This window comes from Prevotella heparinolytica, assembly GCF_004342845.1.
Taxonomy (GTDB): Bacteria; Bacteroidota; Bacteroidia; order Bacteroidales; family Bacteroidaceae; genus Bacteroides; species Bacteroides heparinolyticus.
Map to the genome: position 1 here is coordinate 84,973 of NZ_SLXB01000008.1, position 18,593 is coordinate 103,565.

Annotated in this window: 10 protein-coding genes; 1 reads left to right on the top strand and 9 read right to left on the bottom strand. The window is 44.7% G+C overall.

What is annotated here, in order from left to right; all coding sequences use genetic code 11:
• Positions 1–328: 328 nt before the first annotated feature.
• The gene (locus EV202_RS06000; protein ID WP_131926074.1) at positions 329–3,244 is read right to left on the bottom strand and encodes a TonB-dependent receptor; all 2,916 of its coding nucleotides are present in this window, start codon (positions 3,242–3,244) and stop codon (positions 329–331) included.
• 109 nt (positions 3,245–3,353) lie between these two features.
• Positions 3,354–3,767: a hypothetical protein gene (locus EV202_RS06005; protein WP_106068123.1), complete on the bottom strand. Its 414-nt coding sequence runs from the start codon at positions 3,765–3,767 to the stop codon at positions 3,354–3,356.
• 286 nt (positions 3,768–4,053) lie between these two features.
• Here EV202_RS06005 and aroB point away from each other — a divergent pair, with 286 nt between their 5' ends.
• Positions 4,054–5,115 carry a 3-dehydroquinate synthase gene (aroB, locus tag EV202_RS06010; protein WP_131926076.1) on the top strand — a complete coding sequence of 354 codons (1,062 nt, stop codon included), beginning with the start codon at positions 4,054–4,056 and terminating at the stop codon, positions 5,113–5,115.
• A 37-nt stretch (positions 5,116–5,152) separates the two neighbouring features.
• On the opposite strand, the gene EV202_RS06015 is transcribed toward aroB, so the two are convergent.
• The 7 genes from EV202_RS06015 to EV202_RS06050 all read right to left on the bottom strand — a co-directional run bounded on the left by EV202_RS06015 (position 5,153) and on the right by EV202_RS06050 (position 18,189).
• Positions 5,153–5,785, bottom strand: coding sequence for a cytidylate kinase-like family protein (locus EV202_RS06015; protein WP_131926078.1), 633 nt, complete (start codon positions 5,783–5,785; stop codon positions 5,153–5,155).
• A gap of 410 nt (positions 5,786–6,195) precedes the next feature.
• Positions 6,196–8,766: a DUF4962 domain-containing protein gene (locus EV202_RS06020; protein WP_234878249.1), complete on the bottom strand. Its 2,571-nt coding sequence runs from the start codon at positions 8,764–8,766 to the stop codon at positions 6,196–6,198.
• Positions 8,767–9,068: 302 nt separating this feature from the next.
• A complete protein-coding gene (locus EV202_RS06030; protein ID WP_131926112.1) occupies positions 9,069–9,998 on the bottom strand; it encodes an ROK family protein in 930 nt (309 codons plus the stop codon).
• 25 nt (positions 9,999–10,023) lie between these two features.
• Positions 10,024–11,652 carry a Tat pathway signal sequence gene (locus EV202_RS06035; protein ID WP_165899399.1) on the bottom strand — a complete coding sequence of 543 codons (1,629 nt, stop codon included), beginning with the start codon at positions 11,650–11,652 and terminating at the stop codon, positions 10,024–10,026.
• 16 nt (positions 11,653–11,668) lie between these two features.
• On the bottom strand, positions 11,669–13,279 hold the full coding sequence (locus EV202_RS06040) for a sulfatase family protein (protein ID WP_131926082.1): 1,611 nt from the start codon (positions 13,277–13,279) through the stop codon (positions 11,669–11,671).
• A 29-nt stretch (positions 13,280–13,308) separates the two neighbouring features.
• On the bottom strand, positions 13,309–14,976 hold the full coding sequence (locus EV202_RS06045) for a RagB/SusD family nutrient uptake outer membrane protein (RefSeq protein WP_131926084.1): 1,668 nt from the start codon (positions 14,974–14,976) through the stop codon (positions 13,309–13,311).
• Between the two features lie 24 nt (positions 14,977–15,000).
• On the bottom strand, positions 15,001–18,189 hold the full coding sequence (locus tag EV202_RS06050; protein ID WP_131926116.1) for a SusC/RagA family TonB-linked outer membrane protein: 3,189 nt from the start codon (positions 18,187–18,189) through the stop codon (positions 15,001–15,003).
• Positions 18,190–18,593: the final 404 nt, after the last annotated feature.

Here is an 18,593-nt window from a genome sequence, read left to right on the forward strand (position 1 = left end):
AACGGCATTCTAAAGAGCCGGCGGACGTGCCATCTTCCGAAGCGTTTAAGAAGGCCGACGGGCATATTCCGAGTCCGAGGCCGACAGTAAGGAAAGAAGTCGGCGGGATGCCTTTCAAAAGTCGGCGGCCACTGCATGAAAACATCCTCTTCCATAGGAAGAATTCTCTATCGCAAGCCTTGCGATGTATATCGCAAGCGCTAAGATGTATATCGCAAGGCGCAAGATATACATCGCAAGGCTTGCGATAGAGTTTTCTGCCTAATCTCTTCCTTCTTCGGATAAGGGCGGGACGGACTTTATTCGCAGGCGACAGGATTTTTTTGTCTCAGAAAGGACGCTGTCCGCCACCGAACCTGCCGCGTCCGGGGCCACCGCCGGGAGCTCCAAAGCCATGCCTGTTCTCCATCTTCTCACGGGCAGCCTTGCCTCCGAAGATGTTCAGGCGGTAGATGAAATGGAGCATGCAATAATTGTTTACCCCATTATAAGAGTAGACGGAACGACCGCCGGCCGTCAGCGAGCGGCTGATGTTGCTCTGCTGCTTCAGGATGTCGTACATCTCGAAACTGATGGTGGCCGCCCCTTTCAGGAAAGTCTGCGCAAGCTGGGCATTCCAAATAAGTTCGTTGCGATTCATGCTGGTGTCCGTATAGCCGCGACGGCTCTGATTGGCAATGTTGGTAGAAAGGCTCATGTTCCAAGGCAGAGTGACGGTGGTGTTAGCGCCATACGAGAAGGTATATGGATTCTGATTATTGGACGGAGTCAGCTTATCCTTCTCTGCCGAGTACTGGAAACTTCCGTTCAAGCCCAGCTCCAGCCAGTCATTGCGATAAGAACCGTTCAGACGTTCGCCAATGTTCAGGTTAGTCGTAGTATTCTTCCGCTCCACCTTAGTCCGGGTATCCGTCAAGTAACCCACATTGTTGGAATAACCTACGTTGGAGAACGAATTGATGGTATATTTCTTGTCAGGCAGGGCCGTATTGAATCCAATCACGCCAAAAGCATTCCATTTGCCGTTAATGTTTTTCGGTGTCGTGGTCCACCCGCCGGTCTCCGGATTATACACACGGCTGTTACTGATACTGTTTTGGGTAAGATTAAATCGGACATGCGACATGATACCGCGCTGTTTCTCGGCATTATATGTATTATAGAACATACGCATCTCGTGGACAAACGAGGGTTTCAGCCCCGGATTACCCTTGCGGATGTTCAAAGGGTTGGAGTCGTCGGTCACGTCGAGCAGGTTCTCCATGCCGGGCTGACTGCTCCGGCCACGATAGAACAGACGTAACTGACTCACTTTAGAGAAACGGACACGCAAATCGATGTTCGGCGCAAAATTAAAGACATTACGTGCCGTATCTATTTTCACCGTTCCCTTCTCGTAAGAGAGGTTAGTGTGCTGCGGTTGAAAAGAAAGACCGGCGCTGAGCTGATACTTAGGGCGGATAAAACGCAAAGCCACCATGGCATCATGGTTGTAGTATCGATATTCGGCAAATTTGCTCTGCCCGGCATTCCATCTGTCGTCTGCACCGTCCGAGCCAAGAGGACGGGTTATCTGACTGATGATTTCGTCCGAAGCAGGATTCTCGCCGAAGGTTCTGTCCAAATCGTAGACAGATTTATCGCTCTTGTTGTATCTATACCGGAACTGATAACTGAATTGCAAGAAAGTGGTTCGTGCCAGAGGTTCGCTATACGTCAGTTGTGCACTATAATTGTAGCTTTTGGTGGGAACGGTGATGTAACGCATCAATAATACATCGTCCTTAGTTCGATAATATATATTGGAATAGGAATATTGGTCGCTCTCGGAGTCGTTGTAACCGAAGCGTCCGCGAAAAGTGATGTTCCTTCCGCGCGCATTGAGCTTACGGTTCAGTTGCAGAGTAGCGTTGGCCGACAGGTCATTGCCGTTGTTCAAGGAGAGGTTGTCACTAAGGTTCACCAAACTGTCGCCAAACAGTTTCTTCATTTGTCGGGCATCGGCCAGATAGTTGTTGGGATCGACCACCACCTGATAGGGGTCGACATTGAACGTGGCCGATTTGGAGTTGGAGTAGTTGTCCGACTTACTGTAAGACAAGTCGGGACGGAAGATGATATTCGTCATCGTATCAGGCTTCCATTCCAAACGGAAATCAACATTGAAATCCCGGCTTTTATTGCGCTGCCGGCTATTGGAATTAGAGTAAGAGTTACCGTTCGTCAGGAAGTTCTCCGTGCTCCCTACACTGATACGGTCATTGTCTTTGTAGTTGTAGCGGACACTGCCGCCCATTTCAATCTTATCCGTTTCCGTAGCAAAGTTTACACCCAGTTCTTTCGTGGCGGTCAGCCCGTTGTTGCGTCGCCAGCGCGGACCTCCTCCCCCACCCGAAAAGCCTTGGTCGTTCACATTGTTGGCTCCGGCAATTACAGATACCTGCGTATTCTCACGGAAATAGTTCAGCATGGCATGCCCCATATACCGGTCTTTCGTGCCACCGGCCAAGTCGAGATTGCCGAAGATACCCTGATTCATCCCCTTTTTCACTGTCAAATCAAGCACGGTTTCCTCCTCTCCGTCGTCAATACCGGTGATACGGGCCAAGTCGGACTTCTTATCGTACGTCTTCAACTTCTCCACCATATCTACGGGCAGATTCTTCAATCCGGTTTTCACGTCTCCGCCGAAGAATTCCTTGCCGTCTACCATAATCTTCTTTATCTCTTTGCCGTTTATCTTTACCGTACCTTCATCATCGACTTCGGCACCGGGCAATTTCTTCACCAATTCCTCCAGCATGGCACCTTCCGGAGTACGATAAGCAGATGAGTTGAAAGCAATGGTATCTTCCACTACCTGCACCTGCGGGGCTTCTGCCGTAACCACAGCTTCGGACAACATCACGGCATCCGTCTCCAACGTCAGTGTGCCCACATTCCTGTCGTGCATGGATTCAGAGAGTTGCAGTGGAAGATATTTAGTCTTGAAACCGATATAGGAAACTTTCAGTACATATTTACCGGCCTTCACCTTAGGGAGCGTGAAATAGCCTTGCGCCGAACTTGCCACACCCGCCGTTTGAGCACTGTCAGGCAAGGAAAGCAACTGTACGGTGGCTTGTATGGCAGGTTCCTTCGTGTCTTCCATAACACGCCCCGTGACTGTAATGTTTTTTGTTTGTGAGAAAGCAGACGGCACCGTCAACAGCCACAGTGCCGCCCCAATCATAATTTTCTTCATGCGTTTATTCTTTGTCTATTCCTTATATATCCGGATAATGCCATCCACTGCTTCATTAGACAAGCATACGGACAAAAGGTTTAATGCCCCGCATGACAATTTGGTTTATTTATCGGCCATTCCGTTTAAACAGTTTGTCGACCGTTGCCTTTTTTATACCAAATTCCAGACAAAGTACATTCAATATAAGAAATATGAGGAAAGAAGAAGAGTCCACAGAAAGCAAATCGCCTTTCGCCACACGGTAGAGCATACCGCCGAAGATGAACAAGACGGTCAGGAAGACGGCATTGCGCGTGGCTTTGTTGCGCAATTGCTCCGTCTCACCGCTCTCGTTCTTTGTCAGCGCAAAAATAATCATCAGCGCTCCCATCATCATCAGAAGCTTGGAACACTCTTTATAGAACAACAGATTGGAATCCGTCACTTTTCCCCACATCAGCAGCAGGAAAGGAAGAAACAACGCTAAAGCTATGATGAAATAGCCCAACGGACGGCAATATACGGGTAACAAAGCTCTCATCTGATTTTCGTTTTTTACAGTTTATATACAAGGCCTGCTTAATATTCCCTCTCTCTTTTTATCAAGCTCTTTATCGGCTTCTTTCCGGTCTCTTTTCTTGTTCTTTCCTGCCGCACGGCATTGCCTTGTCGATGAAAGGATGCAGAAAACAGATTCGGAAAGGAATTTCACGGATATGACGGGCAAAAATCAAGCAGCCTCTTATTTTTCGTGACACAAAGGTAACATTTATTGTTGAAAGAACTATCTTTGTCGTGCAATAAATCAATAAAATACAAATCCTCTAATGAGTAAACAAGAAGTAATTCTTTGCGAAGAACTGGCTGACAGCCTTACACAAGCCATCGAAAGATGCCCTCATGACAGACTCTTCATTCTCGCCGATGAACATACCTGCCGCCTCTGCCTGCCGCAATTAAAAAGCATCCCCGCACTGAAAGATGCGGAAGAAATAGTCATCGGGGCAGAAGACATACACAAAAATCTGGAAACATTGGCTTCCGTGTGGCAAGCTTTGAGCGAGAAAGGCGCCAGCCGCCACTCCTTGCTCATCAATCTGGGTGGAGGCATGGTGACCGACCTCGGAGGTTTTGCCGCTTCAACCTTCAAACGCGGTATCGCTTACGTCAACATCCCCACCACCCTGCTTGCTATGGTCGACGCATCGGTAGGAGGCAAGACGGGGATTAACTTCAACGGCCTGAAGAATGAAATCGGCGTATTTGCACCCGCCGCCTGCGTGCTAATAGAGACCGAATTCCTTCGCAGCCTCGATGCCCGCAACTTCTTCTCCGGCTATGCCGAAATGTTGAAGCATGGCCTCATCAGCACTCCCGGCCATCTGGCGGAACTGCTGGCTTTCGATACCGAAAGAATAGACTATGCGGCGTTGAAACAGATGGTGGGACGCTCCGTGCAAGTAAAAGAGCGCATTGTGGAAGAAGACCCGTTGGAGCATGGCATACGCAAAGCCCTGAATCTGGGACATACCGTAGGGCATGCCTTCGAGAGCCTCGCCCTTGCCGAAAACCGTCCGGTGCTACATGGCTATGCCGTGGCTTGGGGCATTGTCTGCGAATTATACCTTTCTCATATAAAGGTGGGATTTCCAAAAGAAAGGATGTATCAGGCCATCCGCTTCATCAAAGAGAACTATGGCGGCTTTGCCTTCGACTGCAAACAGTATGACCGCTTGTACGAATTGATGAAACACGATAAGAAGAATACGGCCGGTGTCATCAACTTCACCCTGTTGAAAGAAGTAGGCGACATCTGCCTGAACCAAACTGCGGACAAGGACGCCGTTTGCGAGATGTTCGACTTTTACAGGGAGTGTATGGGAGTATAGTTATATCATAACGCGAAGAGCTATGAATTGACACATATCAGCCGCCAGACAGTTTTCTCTTTACAAACTCTTCCAAGAAGTCTGCCGTAGCGTCGATGCCCAACACGGACGAGTCAATGCAGAGGTGATAGGCAGAGGCAGTTCCCCACGTCTTGTTGCTATAAAAATTATAGTAGTTGGCGCGCCTCTTGTCGGCTTTCTCCATCAACTCTTCCGCTTCCTTTTCCGAAATGGGGCGTTTTCTGCAAATGCGTGCAATGCGATCTTCCGGAGTGGAGGAAACAAAGATATTCACACAGCGGGGATGGTCGCGCAATATATAGTCGGCACAACGCCCCACAAACAGGCAAGAGCCTTTGGAGGCAAGCTTTCTTATCACATCACTCTGAATCTTGAAAAGCGCATCGTTGCTCAAGCAACTCGTTACGGGAATGGCCCCGTCGCTGATAAAAGGGAAACGCATGCCGTACAAGCCTCCCAACACGCCTTGCGATGTCTTCTCGTCGGCCTTCTCGAAAAGCTCGCAGCAAAAGCCGCTTTCTTCAGAAGCCAAGTTTATCAACTCTTTGTCATAGAAGCCGATGCCTAAGCGAGAGGCCAGTTTCTTACCTACCTCATGTCCGCCGCTACCCAGCTGACGACCGATGTTTATTGCAAAGTTATTATCCATAAAATATATCTCCTATCTCATTTGCAGATAGCAAATATAAAAACTATTACGGAATATCCTTCAGATAAAAACATAAAACTTCTCCCGCTTCCGAAATCCTATCAAGACAGACTCCCACCGTATCCATAACCTGATTTCAATATAATAAAGAAGGGAAAAAGACTCCGCCTATACGAAACGACCCCAGAGATACACCCGAAGGGGGTAATCAGTGGTGCCAAGTCTCGTATATGCGACGTTCATAGTCTCGCATATGCGACGTGTGTGGTCTCGTATATGCGACGTTCACGGTCTCGCATATACGACGTTCACGGTCTCGCATATATGCGAGGAAAACGGCAAGATATATACGAGTATTTAACAGGCACATAATGCCTTATCTTATACCGAATTCAGGTTATCCATATAAGTTAGATTTCAAGATGAGGCAGAAAGTCGACCAACTTCTTCTTTACTTCTTTCCCGTCAACCCGGTCTACTATAATCGTAGCTCCTTTGTTCGAAGTGTAATTAAAGTCCAATGAAGCTCCTTTCTCTTTATTCTCTATACGTAAAAAAGCTTTTCCTTTACCATCCAAATTGCATTCAATCACCCATCCCTCCACTGTCACACGGTTTCCTTCCCGTTTGATGAGGGCATCGGCGCGATTATTGCCATGCACGTCGACCACATTCAGGAAGCAGACCTTGGTACAGGCGGCAGCAGATGCGGTAAAATGATAGTGACCGGGAAGAGGTTTACCAAGTCTTTTTTTCCAGTCCACGGCAGCTATAAAGAAAGTATCGGTTTGTGCATACGACATTTTTTGCGAAGCAAACAAATGAGCCACAGATACCCCATCAGCCTTATTCCTGCCGCGTATCTGCAATCCGCCTTCGTATTCGGTCACATCCATAGGAAGTTCAACCGTATGCAGCAGATAATCCCACCTTACCGGCTCTTTGCCGACCAATTCATCGTAAATCACAAACAAGCCGGAAGTGCCCAGCTGCACGACATGCCTGCGAAAGAAGTCGAGTTTATTTTCGTCCCATCCCTTCTCCGGAGTGAACAGGGTACCCGATAAGCGTCCACGCTCCAACCATAAGGGAGACTGCACTTTCCCGTAGGCATTGGAGGCGTCTCCGACAACATAAGAGATGGCTTCGCCTTCATAATATCGGGGAATCCATCCATATCCCTCCGTGCCGATTTTTTGCCCCATGCCATTGACTAGGATTGAATTATGGGCGCGGGTATTCCGGTAAGCATACATGCAGTGGTCATCGGTAAACCCTGTGCGATGACCGCTACTGTAAAAGACCGCCTTACCGCCAAAGAACGTATTGAAAGCATTTTGATTGGCCAACGCATGCGATGTAGAACCGTAAGGGCTGCTTCTGAAAGAGAGCATCGCATTGTTTTTGTAATGTCCGAGGTCGGTGTTCATTAAAGCTGTACCGGTTTCGTTAAACACTTTACATCCCGACAAGTCTGACAGACATACCGTACCGGCAGGTCTTTTTTTCTTGGTAATACAACGATACCATGTCAGGTCGGACGGCTTAGCTTCGAAGGCTTTCGACAAGATTTCGGGGTCTTCTCGCATAATCTCGTGCACATAAGCCGCCGCCCACCGATTATTGCATTCGCGCGCCAAGGCATCGGCATATCCTACACGCCCTCCGTTGGGCATACGCTGGTTTTCATGCGAATTGCCATGACCTCCCGATTTGGAAAAAGGAGGTTGTTGGTAAACGACATACAGGGCATTGTTATCATACCAAGGGTCTGCAAAGAAGTCGAACCCCGATATGCGCGAAAAGAATGCCGGCACTTCTATCAACGTGCGTATGTTTACGTGGAAATAAGAGTCGCCATTATGCCAAGCACCATCATGGTTCAGTCCCGGCAGCCGAGATATCCATTCGTTATAGCAATAATCGGCCCATACGGATGCTTCGGGAATTTCGCCGACCGTGGCAAAAGCGGCCATCGTAAGAATGCGAAAGGTCATCTGCCACACGTGGTTGTCTGCAATGCGATTCTCCAAATGGTTTACATATTCATTGAAGAACTTATCACCGATGCTGCGGATATTATCCAACAGCATCCGCTTTTCTTCCGAAGTCAACAAATTATAGAAGCCATCATAGGCGGATGTGCTCATGGAAAGCAGCGTGGAGAGATTGAAGTCGCCCGCAAAATATCTGCTCGTCTGCCAAGAAAGAATCTCACTCAAGCGCTTGATGCCTTCCCGGTAATACTTCTCATCTTTAGTCAACAGATATGCCCGCACCAATGCTTCCACATTGGCCTCTTCGCGGTCTACAATTTTACGGCTCTCGCGAATAAGGGCCGACTCGCGTTGCACGACATTGGCCAGCGTAACGACATTGGTCGTATCTATTTCTTCCCGAAGATGCTTCAACGGACGGGAAAAGCATCGAGAGGCTTTGTCCATATAGGCCTGCGCCTCCGGATTGTCCTTGTTTCTCAGCATCACTTCTTCCCACTCTTCCGCATCCAGCAATATCCGGGGATGACGGGAAGGATAACCCGCCAGCACTTTTTCCAATGGCGGAGGATTGAACTCCGCAGTATGCTCATCTATATAAAAATGATGGACCGGCGACCATTCTTCTTTTCCTTCCGGGGTGACATAAGCGTGTTGCCAGTACCATTTGCCTTGTGCCAGACATCGGAACGGATTGTAAAAGGCCCATGCACGCTCCCCCGTCAGAACATCCTTCTCAAAGTTTTTATCCTGAGAGATACGAATCCTGTAAACCACTTTCGGCTTCTCTTCCACTTGCCCCGGCACGCCATCCAACACCGCACCGAGATGCGGGAATTTGTCAGGCCACATGAAATGCGGCGGATTTACCCTGACATGCATCCCATCCTGTGGAGAAGGGGTTGCACGCACCTCATTCATCAATGTTGCCTCCGCGACTTTTATCACAGCCGACGGTTCGGAACTGACACAAGCCGCCAGCATACACAAGGCGGACAAACCTGCTATTATCTTTCTCATAAACATTTCCTTTCTTTTATACTTCAAAGAGAAGCAAAACCACATCACGCCTCATGAATGCCGTGCACCCTTGTTGCAGTTCCACTGCATAGCCTTTGTAGCATCACTGCAATACCTTTGCATTACCACTGCAACACTTTTGCAGTAACGCTGCAAGCATGTTTGCAGTGGAACTGCAGCAGGTTTGCAGTGGAACTGCGGCAGGCTTGCAGAATCTTGCAGCAATGACATGCAGGACTACAACGTCTTGCTTCACAACCCGACACTTATAATATCAACGATGCAGCACCAATCAGTCCGGCCCTGTTACCCAGTTCCGCAGCCACGATTTGCGTATTCAGGGCACAGTCCATGATAACATGCCCGCCGGCAACCTCCTTTATCTTTTCCACGTAAAAAGAACCGGCATCTGCGACACCTCCTCCTATCACAACACGCTGAGGACTGAAGATATTAATGAATCCGGCAACACCTCTTCCCAAGTAATAAAAATGTTCGTTCATGCAATCGACAGCCAGCGGAAAAGCCTCGCGATACAAACGGACAATCAGTTCTCCGTCTATCTCCGCGTCGAACTTCAATCCCCGCTCCTCTGCCAATGTACTGAAACGTCTTACCAAAGCCGCCGTCGAAGCATAATGCTCCAGACAGCCAACAGCGCCGCATGCGCAACGTTCTCCCGTGGCTATCAAGGGAACATGGCCCAACTCCGTGCCCCGGTTGGCATACCCGCCGAATAATTTGCCATCGATAATCACCGCACCGCCTATGCCTGTACCTACCGTCAAAAAGACAACATGACTGCATCCTCTTCCGGCACCGAACTTGGTCTCGCCCAACCCCATCAGATTGGCATCATTTCCTACAACCACGGGTAGTTTCAACGCTTCTTCCAGCACGGAAGCCACGTCTATGTTTTCCCATCCCACAATGTTCTCGGCACCTCCCAACACGATACGGTTGGTCTCATCGACAATGCCCGGAGTGCCAAGCCCTATGCCTCGTATACTTAGGTTCCGTCTCTTGGCCTCATGTCTCACAATAGAAGCGGTTTCCACCAATCTGGCCATCACTTCCGCAGCCGACACGGAAGCAAAAGAAGGTAATTTCCCTTCAAAGAAAGAATTACCCGCTTCGTCCACCAAAGCGTATTTTATAGACGTACCGCCTAAATCAATGCCAATAGCATATTCCATAGCTCCCAACATTCATAAAGTTTTTTCAGACTCTTTCTGCCCATATAGGAGAACTCCAAGCCCATTGCCGATTACGCTGGCGAACTCTTACATAATAATAGTCCGTATCCCTTTCGGGTTCTTTATCTTCCATGTAATGTTCGACCATAAAACAGCTTTCCGGCATGGCACGATTGAACAGAATAGCTTCGCTGAGCCATCCTATCATGAAATGAGAACGCGAACCTTCCAGAAGCTCGCCCAATGAATGCTCAAACTTCTTTCCGTTGAATTCTGCCGTAATCACACCGTCTTTAGGCATAGACACGTCCAGAATCACACCTTGTGTGGCAGGAGTGGTCGTATTCGGATTCTTGGAACTGTACATATCCAGTTCAACAGTATTGCTCGTCACGGATACTATACGATTCACCTTTGTTTCAAATTCCGGTTCTCCCGGTTGGGGTGAAGTAAATGCAGCGCCCCGGAAACAAGGCTCCACGGCATTAATCACTCCCTTATCCACCGACAGCATTCCCTGCCAATGCACATACTGCTCTTCACGGTTCCAACCAAAATCAATCTTTATCTTACAACGCACCACATCCCCGTCCGGCATCTCGGGCAGCAACGGACCACTTAAACGGGCAATACATTTCCTGTTTTTGACAATATCTATATAATCGATACAGCTTCCTCCCTCTACATTCAAATAAATGCGACGACTGTTTCCCCGCACCACATCACCCGGAAAAGCATCGTTCAAACGGAAATCGATATTGATTTTATCCCCGGTGGCACAACATACATGGCGGTTTTTCATGGCATCCCAAATCTTATCGCGAGACAACGATTCGGCCAGAACACCTATACGACCGTCGCCATAGCTGCCCGGATAGCCTGCGTGTTGGTCTGTCGACCCCATAATACCGAATTTCCTGCCTTGTTCCAATCCATATTGAACGGTTCCTTCCCACTGGCGAGGTCCCATGTCATGCAAATAATCATAGTCCCCTTGGTCACTCTCGGCCAACCCGTGCCGGGAATACATCTCTACAAACGGAGTTTGCTCTCCTTCCGTAAAACACTTCCAGTTATATCCGCGATAGCCGGTCTGATAGCCCATGTGGTGGGGAGTGATAAAAACCTTATGCCCACGGGCTTTCTGCTTCCAATCTTCTATGGAAGTACATTCCACCAACGGCGCATCCAAATCATAATTCAAAGCGACATGATCTCCATGTTCCATACTATGCGCCTCATAACCTATAAAAGTGAGAAACTCTCCTTCCTTATTATACTCATTGGTCATAGCCACATACTTCTCGTAGCCTCCCTCGCGCAGACGCTTGAAGGCGCCGGTATGATAATCAATCACCCACTTCAGGCGAGGGTCATCCGCACCGGGAATATCGGGCCACATAGCATGTGGAGTTACAGAAACGAAATCCAACTGCTCCTTAGCCGCTTCGAATGCAGAACGCATATCGCCATGCCCATAAGTTATATTACAATGATTATGCAGGTCTCCCCAAAAATATTTCAGATTACCGGCAGAGGGCATCTTTCTTTTCTCCGCAGGAGTTCCCATCCGGCACGAAGACAACAAACTGCCCGATGCGGCTAACCCTAAAAAAGACCAACCGGTGTTCTTTATAAAACTTCTTCTATCCATACTATTGAACTTATAATTATCTGTTTTTCATAAACCTTCTGTCGCCCTTAAACAACTCCTTCACTTTCTCGTCCGGGTCATCATCCTTATATTGTTTTTGCAGTTGCTTCAACAAAGACAGCATGCTTGCCTGTTGTTCTGCATATTCCGCTTTCCCGAACACATTGTTCAATTCATTAGGGTCATTCTTCAAATCATACATTTCCCACTCGTCTATATCATTATAGAAATGAATCAATTTAAAATCGGCCGTACGAATGCCGTAATGTCTTTTAACAGAGTGTTCTGCCGGATATTCATAATAATGATAATAGGCAGCTTTTCTCCAATCGGCCGGCACCTTACCTTCATTACCCAGGACAGGCTTCAACGATTTGCCTTGAATGTCATCCGGAATGTCTACTCCTGCAAAATCCAGCAACGTAGGGGCAAAATCCACATTCATGGCAATGGCATCTGAAGTAGTACCTGCTTTAATGGCTTTCGGATAGCGAATAATCAACGGCATCCGTTGGCACTCCTCATACATGAAACGCTTGTCGAACCAACCATGCTCTCCCAAAAAGAAACCTTGATCCGAAGTATAAATAATAATCGTATTATCCAATTCGCCGGTTTTCTCCAAATAACCAAGTAAGCGGCCGATATTCTCATCCACAGCCACAACCGTTGCCAGATAATCGCGCATGTATTGTTGGTACTTCCAACTTATCAATTCCTTACCTTTCAATTTCCCATTGCGATACTCGGAAATTCGTTGCGCATATACAGAATCCCACTTGCTTTGCACCTCGGCAGGCATACGCTTGTAGACTTGATAAAGACGGTTTGCAGTATCTTTCAGCATATCCTCACGAGACAGGAATTTCAAATCCCAGTCATCGGTCAATGTATGCTCTATTGACATATCCTGCTCCTTGGCCGCAGCACTTCTGCCTTCATAAGTATCGAACAGTGTGGCCGGTTCAGGAAAAGTGGTATTGTTGAACATTCCGAGATGGCGAGGTGCCGGCATCCAATTACGATGTGGTGCCTTTTGATGATACATCATACAGAACGGTTTGCTTTTGTCTCTGTGTTTCAGATACTCAATAGCCTTATCCGTGATAATGTCGGTGACGTATCCCTTCTCTGCAATCTGTTTTCCATTTTCATTAAAATCGGGATTGTAGTAATCACCCTGCTCATGCTGTCCGGTCAGGATACACCAATAATCAAACCCCTGAGGTTCTGTAATCAAATGCCATTTGCCTATTATTGAAGTCTGATACCCCGCCGCTTGCAACAATTTAGGGAAAGTCTGCTGGCTACCGTCAAAAGTGCTGGCATTATCCGTAAATCCATTGACATGACTGAATTTTCCCGTCAGTATACAAGCCCTTGACGGACCGGACAATGCATTGACCGCATAGCAATTATCCATACGGATGCCTTCATTGGCAATCCTGTCCATATTGGGTGTCTGGAGCAGACGACCTCCATAACAAGACATGGCTTGTGTGGTATGGTCGTCTGTCATCATAAAGATGATATTAGGTCGCTTCGCCTCTTCTTTAGGCCTACCGGAAGTACAAGCCGATAGACTAATGGCTGTAAGAGGTAAAAACAGATAGGATAGTTGATTCATTTTATTATTACATTAATTATATGTTAGTTCTACCTACCATCATTAGAATAGTCGGGGTTCTGCACCAAACTGCCCTTTGTCTCACGTATCTCATAAGAAGGAATAGGATAAAGTTCGTGTTTTCCTCCCTTGAAATAATTACCGGCAGCCCATACATAAGACGTTAATGTTCCGTCTGCAACAGCTGCATTAAATTTTGCGGCAAAATCATGAAGCACTACGGCAAGTTTATTCCAACGGATAAGATCAAAACGTCTGAATCCTTCAAAGCATAATTCTCTGGCACGTTCAATAAAAAGATAATCACGTACGCTTTGCTGATTAGGAAAATCGGCAGAAGTAAAATCAATGGCAGGAGTAGTGGCAGTAGGAACATATCCATAGGCCCTTCTACGCACTTGGTTAAGACATTCTATTGCCAGTTTATCTAACCGCCCATCAAGTTCATTGACGGCTTCTACATACATTAGCAGCACATCCGAATAGCGTAAAAGGATAAAATTAATATCCATATTCTCCAAATCCTTCGGCGGGCCGGGAATCCAATTCCTACGCCATTTGCCCGGAGCCCAAGTGTAACTGTTTTTACGTGGGATTGGAATAACATTATCATTGGCATTTATTTTAAATGTAGCTATTGCCGTTTCCCTGCGAGTATCTCCTTGCTCGTACAAATCATACGCAAAATGTGTTGTCTTTATGAAAGAGTTTCCCAAGCCATAAGAAGAATTCCTATTTATCTCCGGCGAATTATAAGAACCTATTTTACTACTATGATCATTCTCGCCGGAGGGATTATAAAACTGAACTTCATACATCACCTCATTAGGCTCCAGAATATTTTCGCATACATTCTTAAAAACTCTTTCATAATTAGCATTTAGAGCATGATGATGCGAATTTATCAATTCCGCACAAATAGCCTTTACTTTACCATAATATTCCAGATATTTACCCGGCCGCTCCATTTTACCATTTTGATGCAATGAGTATCCTGCCCTAAACAAGTATACCCTCGCCAACAATCCCATCGCAGCCCCTTTGGTCGGACGGCCCTCATAAGAACTCATCTCATCATGCCATGGCAAGTCACTAATGGCCTCTTCCATGTCTTTTACAATTTGCTCATACACCTCTTCCCTATCGGTACGAGTTAACGCAAAATTTTCTTTTTTATCTGAAGCTGTTAGTTTCAATGGTACATCTCCCCACATTCGTACCAAATCAAAATAACAAATTCCCCGTAACAGCTTAGCCTCAGCAATCAAACGATTAAACTTCTTTTTAGATTCATCATCGGGTAATGCAACACGTTCTTTATTGGCCATAATACGGTTTACACGATCTATACCGGTATAATAATATCCCCACGCTTGCTCAATCCAAGTATGAGAAGAATAGATATTGTAGTGCCCCAGATCTCGTGCCGTATGGCCGGTTCCAGAGCCTTTTATATGACTTAAATCCGTATCGCAATCGTTCACCAACATAAAATGGCCGTATGTCATCTTCTGACTTAGAACTTCGTAAGCACCATTGACTGCAAGTTCCAATTCAGAAACATCTTTATAGAAATTCTGTTCATCATAAAAATCATAAGGTGTTTCTGCAAGAAAATCTTCACAAGAAGTAAATAAAACCGGAAGGCAGAACGCTATAATATACGCACAAGCCAATCTTTTATATAATGTTCTCATAATTCTAAAGTGTATAGTTAATATTCAGAAAGCGATATTTGCTCCAAACACAAACGAAACCGCAGATGGATATGCACCCCAATCAATACCCGGCGTTAACCCCTTATTCGAATAAGTATTAACCTCAGGATCGTATCCTGAATATTTAGTGAATGTATAAAGATTATAACCGGTTGCATAGAAACGCACATTAGACAGCTTTACTTTCCTCGTCAGGCTTTTCGGGAGCGTATACCCTAAAGAAATATTATTAATTTTAAGAAAAGAGCCATCTTCTACATATCCGGAGTGAAAAAACAAGTTGGAGCTCCCTTCTACTGAGACATAATCATGTCCCTGATTGACAGCAGTAAGCTGTATTGGATCATTCATGATATACTCACCTTCTGTATTGATAACCGTAAAACGGCGCATTCCTTCATCTTGCAAAGTATTTCTCCAACGATTATTGAATTTAGTGTAATACATCTTATTGGCACTATATATTTTATTACCTATTGAAAAGTTCAAAAAGAGATTTAAATCGAAATTCTTCCAAGTAAGAGAATTTGTCAATCCACCATAAATCTTTGGATTAGCATTACCAATGACAGTTCTATCATCTGCTGTTATTTCTTTATTTCCATCTACGTCTTCAAATTTCCAATATCCGGGTTTCGGATAATAGTCTTTATCATAAGGAACTCCATCTCTTACTACATATTTCTTCCGTCCTGCATCATAATTAAAGTCATCTACGGTATAAATACCTTTTAAACGGTATCCATACATTTGCCCCAATGCTTGTCCTATCCGAATTATATAATCACTCTTATTGAATTCAGAAGTTTGCGCCCAATTAGATACAATCTCCATATAATCTGTATTATACAACGCCCTCACCTTATTTTTATTGTGAGAAAGATTCAAACTGGTACTCCAGCTAAAATCCTTTGTCTGTATATTATGTATGGTTACAGCTACTTCAATCCCCCTATTATTAGTTTTTCCCGCATTAATCATCATGGTTTTGTATCCTGACAACAATGGAATCGGAGCATCGAGTAATAAATTCTTAGTTTCAATATTATACAAATCTACACTCAATTGAATGCGCTGGTTCAAGAAGCCCACGTCAAGTCCGAAATTGGAAGTTATATTTGTTTCCCACTGCAAGTCCGGATTATGTAATTGTTTACTGACAAAACCCGCAACTGTATTTATCCCGTTGTATGGAATCCATACAGACCCCATCTTTGACAAACTCAAATAATTGTTTATTCTATTATTTCCTGCCGTACCATAACTCAACCGGAGTTTCAAGTTTGAAAAAATGCCCCATTCTTTAATAAAATTCTCTTCTGAAACTCTCCATGCAAAAGAAGCTGCCGGAAATATTCCCCATTTATGGTTAGATCCAAACTTACTAGAACCATCAGCACGTACAGAAGCTGCAAATAAATATTTGTCTTTAAAACTGTAATTACCACGCATAAAGTATGACAGCATTTTATCACTACCAAGTTCTGTTATCACCTTATCCGGACTAGCCCCCAAAGACATATCCGCCAAGCCAAAATTAATCTTATCAAACTTACGTGCACCAGCCTTTAAATAGTCTGTCTTGTATTGAATAAATTCCTGACCACCCACCAAAGTCAATTGATGTTTTCTATTGAATTTTTTATTCCAAGTAACAACATTATTATACATAAAACTTTGTTGTTCTTCTATTTCTCTCCAGCCATAAGGTGCACCCGCATTTTTTGCTTGCTTAGATCTTTCTGAATAAAAAATATTCGTATTAATAGTACGTTTACGAAGGCCTATGGTGCCACGATATGATAAATCTTTTAAGATTTTAATTTGCACATCCCCATTAATAGACAAAATGCGATTACGTTTATCCCTTTGTTCACTCTCAATCGAAGCTATCGGGCTCTGCATCTGGCTCGCACCTTCTAATAACAACACAGGATCATCATCATCGATTAATAATTGCTCATCATTACCATTTTTACCAATAGTAGGTCTATATTGGATAACATGTTGCATACGACTGAAAGAGCCTCCTTCCTGAAGCGTGCCTAATCCTTCCGTTTTTTCATCAATATAACTAATGTTCGTGGAGAAGTTTAACCAAGAATTGGCTTCCTGATTAAGTTTTAAACGAAAGTTATCTCGCTTCAATCCGCTTCCGTACCAAACACCTTTATCATCATTACGCGTATAAGTAAGCATGTATTGAGAAGTTTTATTACCACCGCTGAGCGTAATTTTATGTTGCCGAGTTATTGCAGAACGCCGTTCAAAAACCTCTTTTTGCCAATCAATTCCTTTACGATTGCCATATAAATCATCTAATTCATTCCATGTGCCATAAGTCGGTATTATAAAATCACGCATTACATCGGGTTCATTCACAGCCCGCTCATAATCCAATTTTACAAAATCTTTCACATTCAGCAACTCATATCTTTTGTTCACTTTTTTCAAACCGACATACATATCATAATTTATATTGAATTTTTCAGTTTTTCCTCCTTTGGTTGTCACAAGAATAACGCCATTGGCTCCTCTTGCTCCATAAATAGCTGTTGAAGAAGCATCTTTCAGAATGTCGATAGATTCAATATCACTGGACTCTATTCCCTTTAAACCATCTTCACTAGGGAATCCATCAATTATATAAAGAGGCTCATTGCTTTGAGTAATAGAAGTTCCCCCACGTACTTTTATGGAAACATCTGCATCCGGCGAGCCTTGCGAACGGATAATTTGCACTCCTGCAATTTTACCACTCAATGCTTGAGCGATATCAGACACAGGAACTGCTGCCAAATCTTTTGAACTTACAGAAGAAACAGCACCTGTCAAATCCTTTTTCTTTACAGTAGCGTAACCAATGGTAACTACTTCATCCAACATAACCGCATCCGCTTCCAATGTTACGTTTATTACACTTTGCCCATTGACTCTTACCTCTTTAGACTTCATTCCGACATACGAAAACACTAATACATCGGTAGATGCATTATTTATTTTCAAAGAATAATTACCATCCACATCGGTAACCGTCCCAATACCGACAGACCCCTTCAAAACGACACTACCGCCAATCACTTCATAGCCCTCACTATCAGTCACTTTACCTACAACCACTATGTTTTGCGCAAATGTTACCATACAGGTAAAAGTGAGGATAAGCCCAATAATTCCTTTAATTTTATGCATAATCATAATCAATCTAAGGTTTAACATCGAATCTTTTATGAACCAAACATACAACAAACATCTATAAAAGGGTAAAAATAATGTTTCACAAATTCACACTTTTACACAATTCAGATGTTAACATTGTCCATTAAATAAGAGTTTTATGCAAAAAACGATGTCTTATAAAGTTCTTTCTCCGAATAAAGAAGGTTGCTATACTTCTTCAGCTTTTTATAGGATTCCTTTAGTGAATAGAAACGACACCCTTATCTAAGAAAACGAATCCATTTTGAATTTATTCCAGCTTTCCTCTTTGATTTGTTCTTTAGGTCTTTTATCTGCTTTCAGACAGAACTTAGTGAGTAATGTTCTTCATGAAAACAGATAAAAGACTTAGGATAAACTCTGAAGATGTTAAAAAC

Coding starts and splice junctions, on each gene's coding strand:
- EV202_RS06015 (WP_131926078.1), bottom strand. CDS start 5,785: ATGGATAATAACTTTGCAATAAACATCGGTCGTCAGCTGGGTAGCGGC.
- EV202_RS06045 (WP_131926084.1), bottom strand. CDS start 14,976: ATGAGAACATTATATAAAAGATTGGCTTGTGCGTATATTATAGCGTTC.
- aroB (WP_131926076.1), top strand. CDS start 4,054: ATGAGTAAACAAGAAGTAATTCTTTGCGAAGAACTGGCTGACAGCCTT.
- EV202_RS06005 (WP_106068123.1), bottom strand. CDS start 3,767: ATGAGAGCTTTGTTACCCGTATATTGCCGTCCGTTGGGCTATTTCATC.
- EV202_RS06050 (WP_131926116.1), bottom strand. CDS start 18,189: ATGCATAAAATTAAAGGAATTATTGGGCTTATCCTCACTTTTACCTGT.
- EV202_RS06000 (WP_131926074.1), bottom strand. CDS start 3,244: ATGAAGAAAATTATGATTGGGGCGGCACTGTGGCTGTTGACGGTGCCG.
- EV202_RS06040 (WP_131926082.1), bottom strand. CDS start 13,279: ATGAATCAACTATCCTATCTGTTTTTACCTCTTACAGCCATTAGTCTA.
- EV202_RS06030 (WP_131926112.1), bottom strand. CDS start 9,998: ATGGAATATGCTATTGGCATTGATTTAGGCGGTACGTCTATAAAATAC.
- EV202_RS06020 (WP_234878249.1), bottom strand. CDS start 8,766: ATGCTGGCGGCTTGTGTCAGTTCCGAACCGTCGGCTGTGATAAAAGTC.
- EV202_RS06035 (WP_165899399.1), bottom strand. CDS start 11,652: ATGGATAGAAGAAGTTTTATAAAGAACACCGGTTGGTCTTTTTTAGGG.